13 protein-coding genes and 1 pseudogene are annotated in these 16,223 nt (G+C 39.3%); 3 read left to right on the top strand and 11 right to left on the bottom strand.

Features of this window, described 5'->3' with window-relative positions; all coding sequences use genetic code 11:
* Positions 1 to 244 precede the first annotated feature (244 nt).
* Together E4V70_RS08010 and E4V70_RS08005 are read left to right on the top strand one after the other, a co-directional pair.
* The gene (locus E4V70_RS08010) at positions 245 to 1,993 is read left to right on the top strand and encodes a ShlB/FhaC/HecB family hemolysin secretion/activation protein (protein WP_122862596.1); all 1,749 of its coding nucleotides are present in this window, start codon (positions 245 to 247) and stop codon (positions 1,991 to 1,993) included.
* Between the two features lie 87 nt (positions 1,994 to 2,080).
* A pseudogene (locus E4V70_RS08005) lies at positions 2,081 to 3,200 on the top strand (integrase core domain-containing protein).
* Positions 3,201 to 3,263: 63 nt separating this feature from the next.
* Here E4V70_RS08005 and E4V70_RS08000 read toward each other — a convergent pair.
* From E4V70_RS08000 to sdhA, 11 genes are all read right to left on the bottom strand, one after another.
* Positions 3,264 to 3,590, bottom strand: coding sequence for a hypothetical protein (locus tag E4V70_RS08000; RefSeq protein ID WP_134482488.1), 327 nt, complete (start codon positions 3,588 to 3,590; stop codon positions 3,264 to 3,266).
* Between the two features lie 165 nt (positions 3,591 to 3,755).
* Positions 3,756 to 4,694, bottom strand: a complete 939-nt coding sequence (locus tag E4V70_RS07995; protein ID WP_163026451.1) for a relaxase family protein — start codon at positions 4,692 to 4,694, stop codon at positions 3,756 to 3,758.
* A gap of 225 nt (positions 4,695 to 4,919) precedes the next feature.
* The gene (locus tag E4V70_RS10800; protein ID WP_172603255.1) at positions 4,920 to 5,177 is read right to left on the bottom strand and encodes a plasmid mobilization protein; all 258 of its coding nucleotides are present in this window, start codon (positions 5,175 to 5,177) and stop codon (positions 4,920 to 4,922) included.
* Entirely contained in the window at positions 5,174 to 5,377 is a 204-nt protein-coding gene (locus tag E4V70_RS07985) for a helix-turn-helix domain-containing protein (RefSeq protein WP_122862593.1), read from the bottom strand. The genes E4V70_RS10800 and E4V70_RS07985 overlap by 4 nt, the downstream gene beginning before the upstream one ends.
* A 93-nt stretch (positions 5,378 to 5,470) precedes the next feature.
* On the bottom strand, positions 5,471 to 6,196 hold the full coding sequence (locus tag E4V70_RS07980) for a hypothetical protein (protein ID WP_134482487.1): 726 nt from the start codon (positions 6,194 to 6,196) through the stop codon (positions 5,471 to 5,473).
* A complete protein-coding gene (locus E4V70_RS07975; RefSeq protein WP_122862592.1) occupies positions 6,189 to 7,319 on the bottom strand; it encodes a tyrosine-type recombinase/integrase in 1,131 nt (376 codons plus the stop codon). The genes E4V70_RS07980 and E4V70_RS07975 overlap by 8 nt, the downstream gene beginning before the upstream one ends.
* 3 nt (positions 7,320 to 7,322) lie before the next feature.
* Positions 7,323 to 8,537: an ATP-binding protein gene (locus tag E4V70_RS07970; protein ID WP_122862591.1), complete on the bottom strand. Its 1,215-nt coding sequence runs from the start codon at positions 8,535 to 8,537 to the stop codon at positions 7,323 to 7,325.
* Between the two features lie 80 nt (positions 8,538 to 8,617).
* Positions 8,618 to 9,814 (bottom strand): ATP-binding protein, encoded by a 1,197-nt coding sequence (locus E4V70_RS07965; RefSeq protein ID WP_122862590.1) that lies wholly within the window; start codon positions 9,812 to 9,814, stop codon positions 8,618 to 8,620.
* Between the two features lie 917 nt (positions 9,815 to 10,731).
* Positions 10,732 to 11,583: an 8-methylmenaquinol:fumarate reductase membrane anchor subunit gene (sdhE, locus tag E4V70_RS07960; RefSeq protein WP_122862589.1), complete on the bottom strand. Its 852-nt coding sequence runs from the start codon at positions 11,581 to 11,583 to the stop codon at positions 10,732 to 10,734.
* A 20-nt stretch (positions 11,584 to 11,603) separates the two neighbouring features.
* On the bottom strand, positions 11,604 to 12,566 hold the full coding sequence (sdhB, locus tag E4V70_RS07955) for an 8-methylmenaquinol:fumarate reductase iron-sulfur subunit (RefSeq protein ID WP_122862588.1): 963 nt from the start codon (positions 12,564 to 12,566) through the stop codon (positions 11,604 to 11,606).
* Positions 12,563 to 14,449, bottom strand: a complete 1,887-nt coding sequence (gene sdhA / locus E4V70_RS07950; RefSeq protein ID WP_122862587.1) for an 8-methylmenaquinol:fumarate reductase flavoprotein subunit — start codon at positions 14,447 to 14,449, stop codon at positions 12,563 to 12,565. Before sdhA ends, sdhB begins: the two co-directional genes overlap by 4 nt.
* Positions 14,450 to 14,961: 512 nt before the next feature.
* Between sdhA and E4V70_RS07945 the strand changes: the two genes are divergently transcribed.
* Positions 14,962 to 16,167 (top strand): multidrug effflux MFS transporter, encoded by a 1,206-nt coding sequence (locus tag E4V70_RS07945; protein ID WP_122862586.1) that lies wholly within the window; start codon positions 14,962 to 14,964, stop codon positions 16,165 to 16,167.
* Positions 16,168 to 16,223 lie beyond the last annotated feature (56 nt).

Here is a 16,223-nt window from a genome sequence, read left to right as displayed (position 1 = left end):
AAAATCAGCCGATGTACCATACTGAGACATGCTTCTTTGATGACAAGACAAGTTTTAAAAATAAAAAGAACAAGACAAAAGTAAAAATCAAATTTTGAAAGATCTTGCAGCAGAACATGTGATGAAATAATATTTTATTATCGTGTTACAATACAATATTATTTTAAAATGCCGATATTTTTAAATGATATTTTAAAGAATAAGTAAATAAAATACCTCTTTTAAAAATTTACAAAGGCTAAGTTTGTTTTACGCTTATAAAAATAAATCATTGAAAATTATGCTACTGCTGTCAACTATCTGCGTTTGTCTTTTTGGAGTCAATGAGCCAAACATAAATCAGCGCGAGAGCGTAAATGAACAAAATATAATAAAACAGGCTCAAAGCCTAAGTAAACATAGCGATATAAAACTAGAACAATGGAGTGATAATGATACCAAAATACCCCAACTAGATCTAAACGAGTCGCCTTGTTTTGAGATAGATTACATTGCCCTTGACGACAAAGACTCTAGCGGGGGCTACAAATTTCAAAACTATCTTAGATCTACCTTGAGTGATCTTGGATTTAAAGGCGGTATGTGTCTAGGAGAAAACAGCATAAATGCTATTATCTCAAGCTTTAATAATAAAATCATCTCAGCTGGATATATAACAACAACCGCTAACATAAAGTCAGTTAATCTAAAATCAAGAAGACTTGAATTTGAACTAAATTTAGGCACCATAAATAGTATCTCCATCAATAATGATAATAACCAAAGACATAGAGCCATGCTATTTAGCGCATTTGGAGAAATAGACCACAATAAAACACTAAACATTAGAAACATAGAACAAGCATTAGAAAATATCTCGAATGCCACTCTTGGCGAGGTTGACGTTTCCCTGGCTCCATCAAAAGCTATAAACTCCACAGATATAATTATTACTAGAAAATCTAGAGCTTTGCCGCTGTCCCTATTTCTAGGGTTAGACAATGCCGGCAGCAAAGAGACTGGCAGATACCAAACAAGTGCTGCACTTAGTGCATTTAATCTTCTTGGCTTTAATGAAAGCTATGCCATAAGCGTAGGTAAGGCGGTATTTAATAAAGAGGAGACAAGGTTAAATAATGAAAACAAAAAAGGAGGCTCACATAATCACTATATAAATTTTTCTGTCCCTTTTGGACCGTATGCTGTTAACTATACAAATTCGCGTTATAGCTACGATCAAATAATAGCTGGAGCAAACAACTTATATAAATATAGCGGGGTTTCAAGAGTACAAAACCTAGGGCTTCATTACCTTTTTTATAGGGATCAAAACCTAAAATCAACTGCATTTATAAATTTCTTTAAAAGAAATAGTCAAAACTATATAGAAGAGTTTGAACTTACAAATCAAAGAAGAGTAACGGCCGGGTATGAACTGGGCGTAAAATCGCAGCTCAATATAAATAGTTCTCAATTATACGGCTCACTCTCATACAAAAGGGGCACCGGTATGCTGGGGGCACAGCCGGCTCCAGAGCAAAGTATTGGCGAGGGTACAAGCAGGATGAAAATTTGGTTACTTGATCTTGGATACAAAAGCAGACTGAATAATAATATAACATACGACGCCCATCTTCATGCCCAATACAATACATCCAAACTAACACTGCAAGATAGACTAAGCATTGGTGGGATTTACAGCATCAGAGGATTTGATGGACGAATGAGCCTAGTGGGGCAAAAAGGCATATATCTAAGAAATACGCTATCGTATAACTATGTAAGTAATCATACTTTATATTTTGCACTTGATGGCGGAGCCGTATATGATACTACCTCACAAAGCTATAACTCAAATAAACTCGCAGGTGCTGGCATAGGTATAAAAGGCTCATTTGAGCCGCTAGGCACAAATCTAAACTATGACCTGTTGTTTTCAAAGCCAATTTATAAACCAAAATACTTTGAAACAAATAAGGTACATATAGGGTTTAGGATTGGACTCGGATTTTAAGGAGTGTAAAATTGTATTAGTCAATACTTAATCTGACATTTTATAACATATAGCCCAATTTCTCCCAAATACATCAGGAGAGCATTCATAAACTTGTATAATCAACAAAAGATCATAAAAAATAAGTTGTGGTTATTAAATCTAGCTCAAGAGCTGGGAAGCGTTTCAAGAGCTTGTAAAGTATTTGGCTATAGCAGAGATAGTTTTCTCAAAGAGAGTGCGTCCCATCAGTAGCAAACAAAGTAAAGCTAAGCACAAGATAGATCCAAAAAAGATTATGACGAATATGGAGAAGAAGGTCTACAAGAAGTAAGTAGAGCCAAATTTTAAAAACAGGATAGCCGAAGAGATTAAGGATGCGGTAATTTCGTTTGCTATAGACTTTCCCGCCTATGGGCAACTAAGAGCTAGTAATGAGCTTAAAAAGAGATGTATTTTTATTCCCCCCCCCCCCCCCCACCGGAGGGGTTAGAAATATCTGGCTTAGGCATAATCTTCAAACCATGAAACCAGGACTTAAGCTGCTAGAGGAAAAGAAAACTTCATATTAACGCAAGAGCAAGTCAGGGCCCTGGAGAGTGCAAAAAAAGAAAAGATAGCGCACGGTGAATGCAGACTTTATTTCCGGGCTATCTTGGAAGTCAAGACACTTACTTTGTGGGGACCGTAAAAGGCATAGGAAAGATTTATCAACAAACATATATTGATACATATTGCTAAGGTTGCGATTTGCAAATTGTACGATAGAAAAAATGCCCTTGTTGCTGCTGACTTATTAAATGATAGAGTTATACCTTTTTATGATTTAAACAATGTAAGGCTTCTTAGAATACTTACGGATAGGGGAAGCGAATATAAAGGAACGAGGGAACATTACGAGTATGAGCTATAACTTGCCATAGAAGAGATAGACCATACTTTTACGAAAGCAAAATCCCCGCAAACAAATGGCATTTGCTAGAGATTTCATAAAACCATACAACAAGAATTCTATGCAGTCGCTTTTAGAGCCAAGATATATAATACCCTAGAGGAGCTACAAGATGATTTAGATAAATGGCTAGAACATTACAACATGGAAAGAATACATCAAGGAAAGAATTGCCAAAGCATGACTCCTATGGAATGCTTTGAAAGAACAAAACATCTTGCTAAAATCAAGATGATAGGCTATAATCCATCGGAGTCGCAAGATAGAGTGTCATAGTATATGACAAAAATTTTATAGGAGCAATTATCTTGTGCCAGATGAAGTTTAGATTTGTACAAATTAACTCATTCCCATATCGCCACCGCCCCAGATATCTTTAATCTCTCTCCTTTTTATCTTATTTACGTCTATCTTTATATCTTCGGGTATACGGCTTAATACATATCTTCTAGCGACTTCTTCAAATTCTCTAGTTGCATTCGGTATTTCTCTTGTAAAAAAGTCTGATTTTTGGATTCTTTTTGCAAGCTCGCTAGCTGCGTTCGTAAATTTTCTAATTCTTGAAACAAAGAACTTGTATGGTTTGTTAATTGCGTTTGTAATTTGACTAACTCGCTGTTTAACGAGTCGTATTCCATCAATAGTCGTTTTAATAATACTATCCAATCTTGCTCTTGCTTCTCTTTTTCTTCTAATTGAACCAATAATGTTTGCTCTAATAAAGTCATTGTCAAATATCCTTTCATTAAAAATAGTGTGCTTATGATTTATTGCTCGCCATCTATATTCTGCTTTATATACATCTTCATCTGCCGATTTACTTGCACTAGATCATTCTTTTGTAGATATAGCCTCCATGCGTATATCGATACCAAGATCGTTGCTATCGTCAAGATCGCCGATAGTATTTTGAAAGTATCTGCTTCGCTTCGGCACTCTGCCAACCTGTATTTCAAGCCATTTATTTCGCTTTTGTATTTGCCTATTGAGCTCTCTTGTGAGTCTTTCAAGTTCTTGATCTCGAGGTGATAGTTTTGTTTCAGCTCCGCCCTCTCCTCCTTGAATCTCTTTGGAAGTTCCGTTTTTGCTAAATCCATCAGTCCGGCAATTTCTATCTGGGAATGCATCAACTCTTCGTTCTTCTTTGATATCCCGTTTTGCATTTCTTGTATTTGCAAATTCTGTAGCTCTCGCTTCAGCCTTGCTTCTGAGTTTGTCCAAGCTCTCAAAGTCTCTAAAATCCTCACTAAACATATCCCTCTTGAATCTTTTTGCTTTTTTGGTATTTGGTAGCTTTATGCTTATATAATCTTTACCGACTCTAGATACCTCTATGTTACTATCTCTCAAGGCTTTTAGAATATCGTCTCTACAAGAGAACTCTTGATTTATAAATTTCTCGGTCAGTATTTTTTCTAACTCGATGTAGTCTTTGATAACACCAATCTCTTTTCTTGAGCCCTGAAGCATATGAGCTTTAGCTGGGTCTTTTGGATCGGTAAACCCGAATTTTAAATTTACGTAGTTTTGCCAGGTATCGATTAGCGGCCTATCTACCTTGTCGTAATATGGATTGAAGGCCATGCTACTTTCTATATCGATTTTAGGGATAGCGAAATTTAACTCAAGCCGAGCCTTGTCCACATGCTGCACCCAAAGGACATTGAATCTCTCTTTGTATCCTCCAAGCAATAGCGTTTCAAATTCGTCTATGATCTTTCGTTTGGTATCTAAATCAATGTCAGTTTCTTCAAAGCTTAGACAGCCCATACAGAGCTTTTGTTTTTTAGTCATATTAGATACTATCTGCCTAGTAACCGCTCGCTACCTTTTAAAACAAATGCCGTTTTATCTTTTATTCGATGGTTTAGAAGATAGTTGATGCCAGCGATACTACCGCCGTTTTTAGTTTTAAAGAATTTTACCAACATGTTTAACTTCTTGGATTAGCTTTTGCGATATTAGGTCGTCCAATTTTTTATTGACATCAATTATTTACCTTAAAACAACACTATCTATGGCCTTGCCTATATTTACATGCTTTGCGATTTGATTTAGGTTATTGCCTATTTTTGCTACCTGAATCACCATTGTTTTATCGAATTTATGGACAAGAGGCTTGGCATTTGATATAACATGTCTAATATAGGCAGATGCCTTAATGCCAGCCAAAGATGCATTAAGCTCAAGTTTTTCTTTTTCGCTGTCACTAAGGCGAACAGATACTTTATGGGGAAACTTTCTATGATTCACAATAGCACCTCCTTGCTTTCAACGGTATGTTTTTCAAACCACTGATCCAGCTTGTATCTATCATATCTTATTATTCTATTTATCTTCACATGCGGGATTATCCCCCTCATACGATATTGCGCCTGGGTATTTACGGCTATCCCATATTCTTCCGCAACATCTTTTGGGCTCAACCAACGTTTTATAATATTATCATTCATAAAATACTCCTTATATTTTTGGGATGATAATATAAAAAATATCGGCAGAAAAGTTACAAAAACGATTAATAAAAATAGAAAATTTGTAATTTTTTAAAAAGCTATTATAGGATTAAAATTTTCATAACTATCCAATGTATGCTTTATGCTCTCATCTATGCTTACGAGAAAAGTATTTCTAGAAATTTTTGTGTCCAGTTTCATGTTTCGAAAGCTATTTATTTGTGATAAATTTTTATTTACGAGTTTCTTGTATTTATTATATGTCCTACTCAAATACTTTTTGTCTATTTCTGTACAAATTCCGTATTCTTGCAAATTTAATATAGAATCTACAAATTTTTTGTAGTCTTTACTGGTATCATATAAAATATCATTGGTTTTTGTTAAAATATAAAAGAATAGATTTTTAGATAGTTCTTCCAAATCATCTTCATAATAATTTTTCATTGCAATAGTATTGCGTATCGTGTCGGCAAAGAATCCCTTTTTGCCCATAAGCTCCTTTTCTCTTTTTAGTTTCTTGCTATATTCTATTGTGTCGCCATCAAAATCCTTAAAATAATCCGTCATCCTGACCAATGCTTTATTTTCAACATAGTTACTATCGTCTATAAAGTAGTAATTCTCAAAGAAATCAATAAGCGCAGGCCTAGAACATTCTATTATCTCTCTTGTATAAAAAGCAGCATTTAAGAATTTGATTCCATCAAAACTTGCTTCACAAATTTCCATGGTCATGTTAATTCTTATAAGGTCAATAGCCCTACGCCGATTACTGGTAAAAACAGCTCCATCTATTATAATCTTTTTATCCATCTATACCCTCCAACATCTCAAGAGCCTTACAGCTATTTATATATGTATCGTAAGTTACGTAATTTTTATACGTCACGCCGTCACGTTTGTGGGTCAGATGATCTTTGATTATATCGCTATTTGCGCCAAGCTCTTCAAGCGCCGAACCGCTTATATGCCTAGTGCCGTGTAACTTAAAATCATCAAAACCAACGAATTTATCGAGTTTCATCTTTTGTCTATCCGTATTTTTAATAGACTCGCCGGTTTTTGGACTTGCAAATACTAGGCCGCATCTATCGGTCGGTATTTGCGTTATGGCTTCTTTTACGAGCAAAGGAAGCGGCTTTTTATAGTCGTTTCCGTTTTTTGTATCTATTAAGTAATATACGTCGTTTTCCAAGTCGATGTTTTCCCATTTTAAACCAACAACTTCTCCTTTTCGTCTACCATACAAACAAAACAAGAAAAATCCTCTCCAAAACGGATCGTCCTTATAGAGCTCCAAAATAGCCGTTTTTAGCTTGTAAAATTTACCGACCGCATCTTTTACTATCGTTTTTCTAGTCGTTTTAGCTATTTTAGTTAGCAGAGCGCAAGGATTTACCGCTATTAGCTGATTGCGAAGCGCTACGTCAAACATCTCGCCTAAAATTCGCCTTGTATTATCATATGCTGTACGCTTTGATAATATCTGCACTTTTCCTATTGTTTTATTAAATTTTCCATCGTGCATTAGATTATGGATAATATCGTCTATTTGGGCAGCTATGACGTCTACTACGATCTCTTTGCCGATACTGTCTTGCAAATATGTCTCATAGAATGCTATATCGCTAGCTACCGACTTTTTGCCGATACCCTTTTTGCCTTTCCACAGCTCAAACAAATCATTAACCTTGGTAGTATCTTTAAATTTCAGCCCCTTTAACTGCTTACTTACGCCATCTAACCACTTTACAAGCTCTTTTTTGGCTTCATTTTTGTATTCTCTCTTGCCCCATCCGCTACGAGTATCTAGCGTAAGCACTTTTGTAAAATACTTGCTTCCTATAACTTTTCTTAATAAAAAGACATTTGGCTTTAGTTTGTTGATAAAAAGCCCAGTATCTACTTTTTTATAATCACTCTTTACTATAGCCATCTCTCACCCCATAAATCCAAACGGCAAGGCAAACATATCTTCATCTAGCTTTACAGCTGTATCTCCAGCATAAAGGACTACGCCTTTGTCAAATTTATTTTGCAAATTTTCTTTTAAGTGGTAGATGTGTTTAAAGTCATCTTTGCTGATAGTTTTTGAGGATTTGACCTCTATGGCTATGAGCTTACCTGATATCTCAAGGATAAAGTCTATCTCTTTTTGGTCACTAGTTCTGTAGTAGTATATGTTTGCTCTTTTTTTGCTACTTGTATTTGCCTTTAGTAGCTCATCAAATACAAATGTCTCATATATGGCACCTTTATAAGGAGAATTTGCAAGATCTTGCGCTGAAGAAATTTGAAGAAGATGCGATAGCACTCCGGTGTCAGTTGCAAAAATTTTAGGAGTTTTTATAAGTCTTTTTAGAGCGTTGTTAAAATACGGCTGAAGCTTTTGGATCTGATAGGTATGTTCAAGCACACTAAAATAGCTATCAAAGGTCTTATTATCAAGCCCAGACTCTAGGCATAGCTCATTTTTGTTAAAGATGTTGCCACTTCTTAGCATACATAGGCGGTACATAGTGATAAATTTATCCATATTTCTGATGTTGCCTATCTCTTTGGCGTCTGATTCTATATATGTTCTTATATATGAGCTAAACCAGAGATATTTTGATTTTTCAGAGCTTATCTTTGTGATCTCCGGATAACCACCATTTATAATCTTTTCAGATAAGCCCTCATTATCATACTTCTTTAGCGAAAGATGGCTTATATCGCCACTTAAAATATCTATCAAATTTTCATCACTTTGGCTTAACTCTTTTTGAGAAAGCGGGTAAAGCTCTACTATGCCTATCCTGCCGGCAAGAGAGTCTGAGATATCATTAAAGCCCTTTAAATTTGCAGAGCCGGTTAATATAAACTGACCGTTTGTTCTGTTTTTATCTACAAATTCCTTAATGGCAACAAGTAGTATCGGTACTCTTTGTATCTCATCTATTATTATGGGCTTATCGCAATGCTCTATAAAGCCTTTGGGATCGTTTCTTGCGGATTCATATATGTTTATGTCGTCAAGCGTTACGTAATTTGGTATATCTAAATTTAAAGCAAGGGTTGATTTACCGACTTGTCTAGCCCCGCTTATCAAAAGCACTAGAAAGCTTTTCATATACTCTTTTATTTCGTCGCTTATGGCTCGTTTGATGTACATAGTATCTTATCCTTAAATATTTAGGTATATAATACTATAATTTATATAAATTTGCAAGGTTGTTTCTTTTAAATTTAGAATTAATACAAAAACCCAAACAGCCAAAGTGGAATTTTATTTCCAACCCCTACTTCAATATCATCTGCCGCTATAAATGAATTTGGCATATCCTTAATCTGCTCAAAGCTCTTTTTTGCTCCGCCTATTTCAAAGACAAATTCGCCTACTATAAAATCTCCGGCTTTGCCCGAGTAAATTTCAGTGATATTTCCAAGCTGATTGGCAAAAAACGTCTCTCTCACATTTCCTATATCAGGGCTGTTTATATACATTAAATTTGTATTTTCAAGGTAAATTTTATCTGCCTTATCCATATTTTTTATAGCTAGCTCGTTTTTCATTAAAAGCCTTATAAGCCCAGCACTATCAAGCATAGCAAGATACTCTTTTAGCGTCCTATCATCTCTTATATCAACAAGCGATTTTAGGTTTGAGTAGTTTGGCTGGTATGGGACGTTTGTGCTTATGGCATGAGTTAAGATCTTTAGCTTTCTTGCTGTGTTGCCGTTTAAATTTGGATATATACTTAAAAGATCGCTATCTATCATGGCTTCTATACTTTGTCTTAGAGTCTGATAAAAGACAGTATCATTTGGCATATCGTTATAGTATGGGTAGTAACCCACCTTTAGATACTCTCTAAAAAGTTTAATAACTGCTAGATCTTTTTGCTTTAAGACGTTATTGATATTAACAGCTATTTCCTGATGGTTTGCAAGTAAATTTGTAAGCTCAACTGCTTCTAAATTTATACCATAACTTAGCCCTAGATACTCCCTAAAACTCATTCCACTCATCTTATATACTATCGCTCTTCTGCTTAGATCATGAGAGCTTTTTAGCACTTCAAGAGCAGATGAACCAGTAGCTACTATATTTAACTCTTTAAAGTTATCATAGGCAAATTTTAATACAGCAGATATATCTTTACTCTTATGAATTTCATCTAGATATAGATGTTTTCCGCCATTTAACACAAACTCTCTTATGATCGAGGTTATATCATTTGATATCTCTATGTCATCTAGGCTTAGGTAAAGACTATCTTTATTCTTACTAGCTAGCTGAGCCAATGTAGTTGTTTTACCTATTCCTCTTTGTCCCAGGATAACGATAAGTCTATGAGATAAATCCTTGGAGTCTATAAAATATCTTTTAAATTTATGATTGTTTAACCTTATAAGGTCGTTGCTCTTTAAGAAAAGTTGATCTAGCATAGTTTATCCCTTTATTATGTAATACAATACAATTATATCATAAAAATGTATGTAATAAGATACAGGCAAGATTGTTTTTTAAATAAAAGCGTGTATTATTGTAAATGACTATATACATTTACATCCAATACTATATCCACAATGGCAATCTAAACCCTTTTGACTTATACTATCTTTTTGATCATTGAGATATCGGCATCAAATTCGTTGCGCAAATTCCTACATTTGCTATCCAGCCGATCTTGTTTTGCTTTATGATTAATATCAAGTTGTTGCAGAACACAAGTCGGCACCTTAAAGTTTACACTATTACCACGCTACTAGATACAACCTTTATTTTAATTGTCATAAATTTATAAAAACAAACAATATATAACTTAAAATATATTAATCCAAAAAGATAAACATACAGATTTAAAATCTGCATGTAGAAATAAAACACGCAGATCTTTAATTTTTAAATGGGTGCCATATTGGGTGCCATCTATTTAGACATTTTTAGCAATTATAATAAACTTATATAAAACTTAGAGTAGCGTATTTTACGGCTTTATAGATCAAAATAAATCTTAAGAAATACTTAGTAGTTCGATTCTGCCTCCAACCACCATCTTCTTTTTACATCACAAAAATGCATTGATCAAATACACAACATATATTTAATTTTAAATATAGAGCTAAATTTAATCTCAAATTTGGGTCCATGCTTCGTTTTTAAATAAGTGCAAATTTTGCTACTCCAAGGCAAGCAAATTTAAGTAGCCAGTAACGTAAAAACGCACTTCGCCTTAGCTAACAAAATTGAAGTAAATTTTACGAATTAAAAGTTAGGAAAGATATCGTCTCGTCAAATTTAAGTAGTTTAAGGCGAGCAAAATACGGACCAAAGGCCGCTTTACTCGCCAAAATCATCAAATTTAGCCTACTTTGACGCTATTAGTGTTTACGATATTGTGCTCAAAGCCAAGTTGTTCTTTGCTAAGTCCTAGCGCGAGGCCCACTAGCTGCGAGAGGTGGATGATAGGCACTCTAGCGCCAGAGTTTTGCGCGTCTTGATAACGCTCCTGATAGATATCAAGCTGCATTTGGCAGAGCGGGCACGGCGTAACGATGCAGTCCGCGTCGTTTTCGTCTGCGTTATTTACTATTTGGCTGGACATTTTTTGCACCGATTTTACGGCCGGATAGCTCGCGTGAAAACCGCAGCAGTCAAGTCTTTTTTCAAACGGTACTATTTTAGCGCCAAGAGCCTCTACGACGGTTTCAAAGCTTTTTGGATTTACCGAGCTTTCGCGGTTTCCGATGGCTTTTTCGGGACGCAAGCTATGACAACCGTAAAATAGCGCGACCTTTAAATTTGAAAGCGGCTTAACGACCTTAGCCCTTAGAGTTTCTACGTTTTGATAAAGCACCCAAAGCAGACTAGTAACCTCCGTGGTGCCTTGATACTGCATGTTGCCCTTAGCTAGGAAGGTATTTATCCTATCTTTTTGACCGCGGTCAAGCGCCGTTTTGGCTCTCGTTAGCGTAAGGAAGCAAGTGCTGCACGTAGTTAGCACGGGCATATTCATGCCTTCAGCCAGAGCCAAATTTCTAGCGTTAGCTACCAGAGTAGCGATAGGATCGACGTCTTGAGCTTGCGTGGCGCCGCAGCAGCTCCAGCCTTTGATCTCGTGTAGTTTGATGCCCAGTATCGGTGCGATGGCTTCCAGCGAGATTTTAGATTCTTTTGCCGCTTGACTTAGGACGCATCCCGGGAAAAAGCAAATTCGTTTTGTGCGCTCATCTTTTACTCCTTATCCGCGGCGGCGCGCGCGGCTTTTATCATTTCTACCAACTCTTTATGGCCCTCGATGTCCTCTTCGCCGAATATATGCAAAGGATTCATCTTGCCCGCACCCATCAGTTTTAGCGCTATATCGGTTTTACTTACGGCCATGGCGCCTTCGCTTCTAAGGGCGAGTAAAATTTCATTTAGCCTGCCCGAGCCCTCGACTAGGTCGGTAAGGAAGGCGTTAGCGTGATCCGGGCCTTCGCCGGTATTTATGCCTTGTTTTTGCGTAAAGACTCTAAGCGCGGCTATATCGTCGGCTGCGCTGATACCTTTAGGGCAGCGGTCGGCGCACTCTTGGCAGTGCACGCAGTTCCACAGACCGCCTAAAACCGCGGCCTTGGCATGCAGCATCGGGTCTTTACCCCTAGAGTCAAACGTCGCTCTGTGCGCGTGAGTGAAAACGAAAGGCTCCATATAGTCGCTGCTATCGGCAGTTAGTTTGCTACACTCCGACGCGCAGCATCCGCATAGGATGCAGTCCCACTGCTTTTGGATTTTGTCGTACTCGGCCTGCGTTTGTTTACAGCCTTTTTCGGCAGAAAACTCATCCTTAGGGATAAAGGTCGGGCGGATTTTTCTTAAATTTTCGATAGAAGGCTCCCAGTCTACGACGAGATCGGAGATCACTCTAAAATTTGCTAGCGGGGAGATCGTTATGACCTCGGGATTATCGTATGTCGCTAGCAACTCTTCCATTTTTTCGTCGCAAGCTAGCACCGAGTGTCCGTTTACTCTCACGCCGCAAGCGCCGCAGATAGCCGATCGGCAAGATGCGGTGAAATTTAGCGTCGCGTCCAAATTTTGCTTGATAAATAGCAAAAGCGATAGCAAAGTCTTGCCCTCTATATCCTTTTTATCCACGACGTAGGCTTGTTTGTAGTGTTGCGTACCGTCGTATCTGTCGATAATTATTTTCATTGCGGTTTCCTTCCGTCAAGCGAGAATTCCGTGACTACGACGTTTTTATAACCAAGCTCTAGCTTGCCGTCGTTTAGCGTCACGATGCTATGTTTTAAGAAATTTACGTCGTCTCGTTTAGGGTAATCCTCCCTGGTGTGAGCGCCTCTACTCTCCAGTCTTTTGCGCGCGGCCAAACAGGCGCAGCGAGATAGCAGGATCAAATTTCCCAGCTCCACGTAGTCGGTAAACGCCGTATTCATAACCGGATTTGCGTTTGGTACGCTTAGCTTATCGTAGCGAGCCTGTATATCCTCTAGCGCTTTTTCTAGGGCGTCTAGCTTGTCTTGGGTTCTAAAGATACCCATATTGTCCCAGTTTTGTTTACCTAGCTCCTCGCGCAGGAGGTACATTTCGTTTGCTTCGCCTTTGCCGTTTGCGACCTTTTTAAATTTCTCGCGCCATTTTTTAGCCAGCTCTTCGGTGTTTTTGCCGCTACCGAAACTAGCCGTTTTGGCATACGCGCTAGCTCCATTACCGGCTAGCTGACCCGTTACCACCGCATCAGAGAGCGAATTTCCTCCGAGACGATTAGCTCCGTGGATAGAGACGCACGACGCCTCGCCGCCCACGTAAAGGCCGGGTATCTTCGTACTCATATCGTCAAATTTATCCACCTCTATGCCGCCCATCGAGTAGTGCGCGGTAGGCCTGATCGGAACAGGATGCTCTACTAGGTCTAAATTTTCAAAAAGCAGCGCGGTGTGTCTGATTTTAGGCAGTTTTTTCATTATGGTTTCTTTGCCTAGATGCCTAACGTCGATGAGTACGTATGAGCCCAGCCCCTCGCCGTAGCCGCGCCCCTCGCGGATCTCGGTCTCGATAGCGCGAGCCACGACATCGCGAGGAGCTAGCTCCATCTTCTCGTGGTAGTTTTTCATAAATCTCTCGCCCTTGTTGTTTAGCAGATATCCGCCCTCGCCGCGAGCCGCCTCCGTGATGAGAGTACCGCCGTTTGCCACGCCGGTCGGGTGAAACTGTATCATCTCAGGGTCTTCAAACCCAAGTCCCGCTCGCACCGCAGCCGCTACGCCGTCGCCAGTGGCGATATATGGCACCGAGGTTCTGTTGTAAAATATCCTCGTATATCCGCCCGTAGCCACCACGAGAGCCTTGCAAAGCACGGGAGTGATATCTCCGGTTTGGAGATTGCGTAGCACTACGCCCTCGCATTTGCCGTCCTCTACGCCGATATCTAGCAACTCGTAGTCCATTAGAAATTTAACGTCGTTGCTAACCGCTTCATCAAAGCAGGCATGCATAACTATGTGACCGGTTTTATCCGCCGAATAATTACATCTGCGCTTTGAGGCGCCGCCCATCATCCTTTGCGCTACGCCGCCCGGTATGTCGCCTTTTTTAGCATCTACGCCGCCGCTTGGATTTCTGGAAAATAGCGTGCCGATATAGTCCATCTCGGCTATCGCTTTACCCGCTAGCTCACAAAATTTGATCGCAGCGTCCTGATCTACTAGATATGCGCCGCCTTTAACCGTGTCGTAGGCATGCAGCTTATACGAGTCGCCGTCAGAAAAATTAGTCACGCCGTTTATACCGCCCTCGGCCATACAGGTGGCGTTTCTTGAGGGCATCATTTTAGTAGCTACGATGACGCTAAGTTCCGGGGCGGCTTTTCTAGCGGCAACCGCTGCGCGCAGTCCGGCGCCGCCCGAGCCGATGATGAGAATATCGCAAGAAGGAAACCCGTTAGCCTTACCGCTAAAAGCCTCTTTTTTAGAAGCTTTTTTATCAGGCTTTTTGTCGTCGCAGCCGCTAAGCGTCAAAGCTCCGACGCCGATACAGGCTCCTTGCAAAAACCTTCTTCTGGATAAATTTTCGTTCATTTGGTATCCTTTGTTTAAACTCAAATTTCGCCGAAATTCGAGTTTATTATTACAAGCCTTTATCATGCAGATAAAGACGCCTTAATCTTGTGTCTTTCTGAGACGGAATTATAATACTTTCTTTTTAAAAAAATATTAATATTACACCGTTTATAAACTAAAAATTTAGAAATATTTTATCATCTAGGCATAAATTTTGAAATCAAATTTCAATCGCATACCAAATGCCTAATCGTATATTATGCCGCGATTTTGATATTTTCGGCTAAAATTCGTAAATTTATATAAATACGATTTTGCCGATATTAAATCAGATAAATTTGCTCTTATTAGCGATGCAAACCGACCAAAAAGTCAAATTTAAAGCATTCGGCAAATTTGCTTTTCGTATTTTGCGCGCTTTTATTTAAGCAAATAAAAGAAATATCACGTAAATATCACAAAATCCCCGTTTTTTAAATTTAAGCAGTTTTTTTATACAATCATTTAAATTTAAAACCGCGGAAAATAATATGAAATTTATCCCCAAAACATTACCTTTCGTAGAATTTATCGCGCTTATGGCGCTTCTAACATCGCTTGGAGCTATGAGCACCGACGCGATGCTGCCTGCGCTCATGCAGATAGGTCTAGATCTTGGCGTGACGCAGATAAATCAAACCCAACTCGTCATCTCCTCGATGTTTGCGGGCTTTGCCGTAGGACAGATATTTTACGGGCCGCTTAGCGACTTTATCGGGCGACGAAACGCCGTGCTGCTAGCGCTTGCGATATTTACGGCAAGCTCCTTTATTTCGGTCGTTACGAGCGATTTTACCGCGCTTTTAGCGAGCAGATTTTTCCAGGGACTAGGCGCTGCGGGCCCTAGGATCATCGCGATGGCGCTCATACGCGATCTTTACGAAGGACGCGCGATGGCTCGCGTGATGAGCTTTATCGCAGCCGTTTTTATCATTGTACCGGCACTCGCCCCGATCATCGGCGGCTTTATCTTTAAAATTTATAATTGGCGCAGCATATTTTTGATGCTTACTTTCATGGGGCTTGCGTGCCTAGCGTGGTTTGGACTGCGCCAGAGCGAGACTCTACCCGCGCAAAATCGCAATAAATTTAGCCTAAATTTGATAAAACGCGAAGCCGCGCAGGTCGTGAAAAATAGGCGCACCGCAGGCTACACCATCGTTTTGGGGCTGATTTTCGGTATGTTTTTGAGCTATATCAGCACCGCTCAGCAGATTTTTGAAGTGAGTTACAAGCTGGGTGAGGAGTTTCCTATCTACTTTGCGATAAATGCCCTAGCTCTAGGCGCCGCGTCGATGGTAAACGCAAAGCTCGTGATGATCTACGGCATGCGCTACCTCAGCATGCGCGCTATGGGGACGTTTTGCGTTATCGCGGTCGCGTTTTTGCCGGTCGTCATCGCGTTTGACGGAGTGCCGCCGCTGTGGGCTTTTATGGCGTTTTGCATGAGTAGCTTTTTTTGCGTGAGCATACTTTTTGGCAACCTAAACGCGATGGCGATGGAACCGATGGGTAAGATCGCGGGCATGGCGGCCGCGCTGATCGGCTCGGCTTCGACCCTTATCTCGCTTCCTATCGGGGTCGCGACAGGGCAACTGTTTGATGGCACGCTACTGCCGATGGTTGCGAGCTTTGCGGTTATCGGTGCGGCGGCGTTTGCGCTGCTTTATAGGACTTCAAAGATTTCTGATGGGTAAATTTGCACAGACCGAGTTTTATCAAATTTGAGCGGTAAATTTGGCTACACTTAAAT

Source organism: Campylobacter showae, assembly GCF_900699785.1.
In the GTDB taxonomy this organism is placed as follows: Bacteria; Campylobacterota; Campylobacteria; order Campylobacterales; family Campylobacteraceae; genus Campylobacter_A; species Campylobacter_A showae_D.
This window is presented reverse-complemented; position numbering and strand designations above follow the sequence as displayed.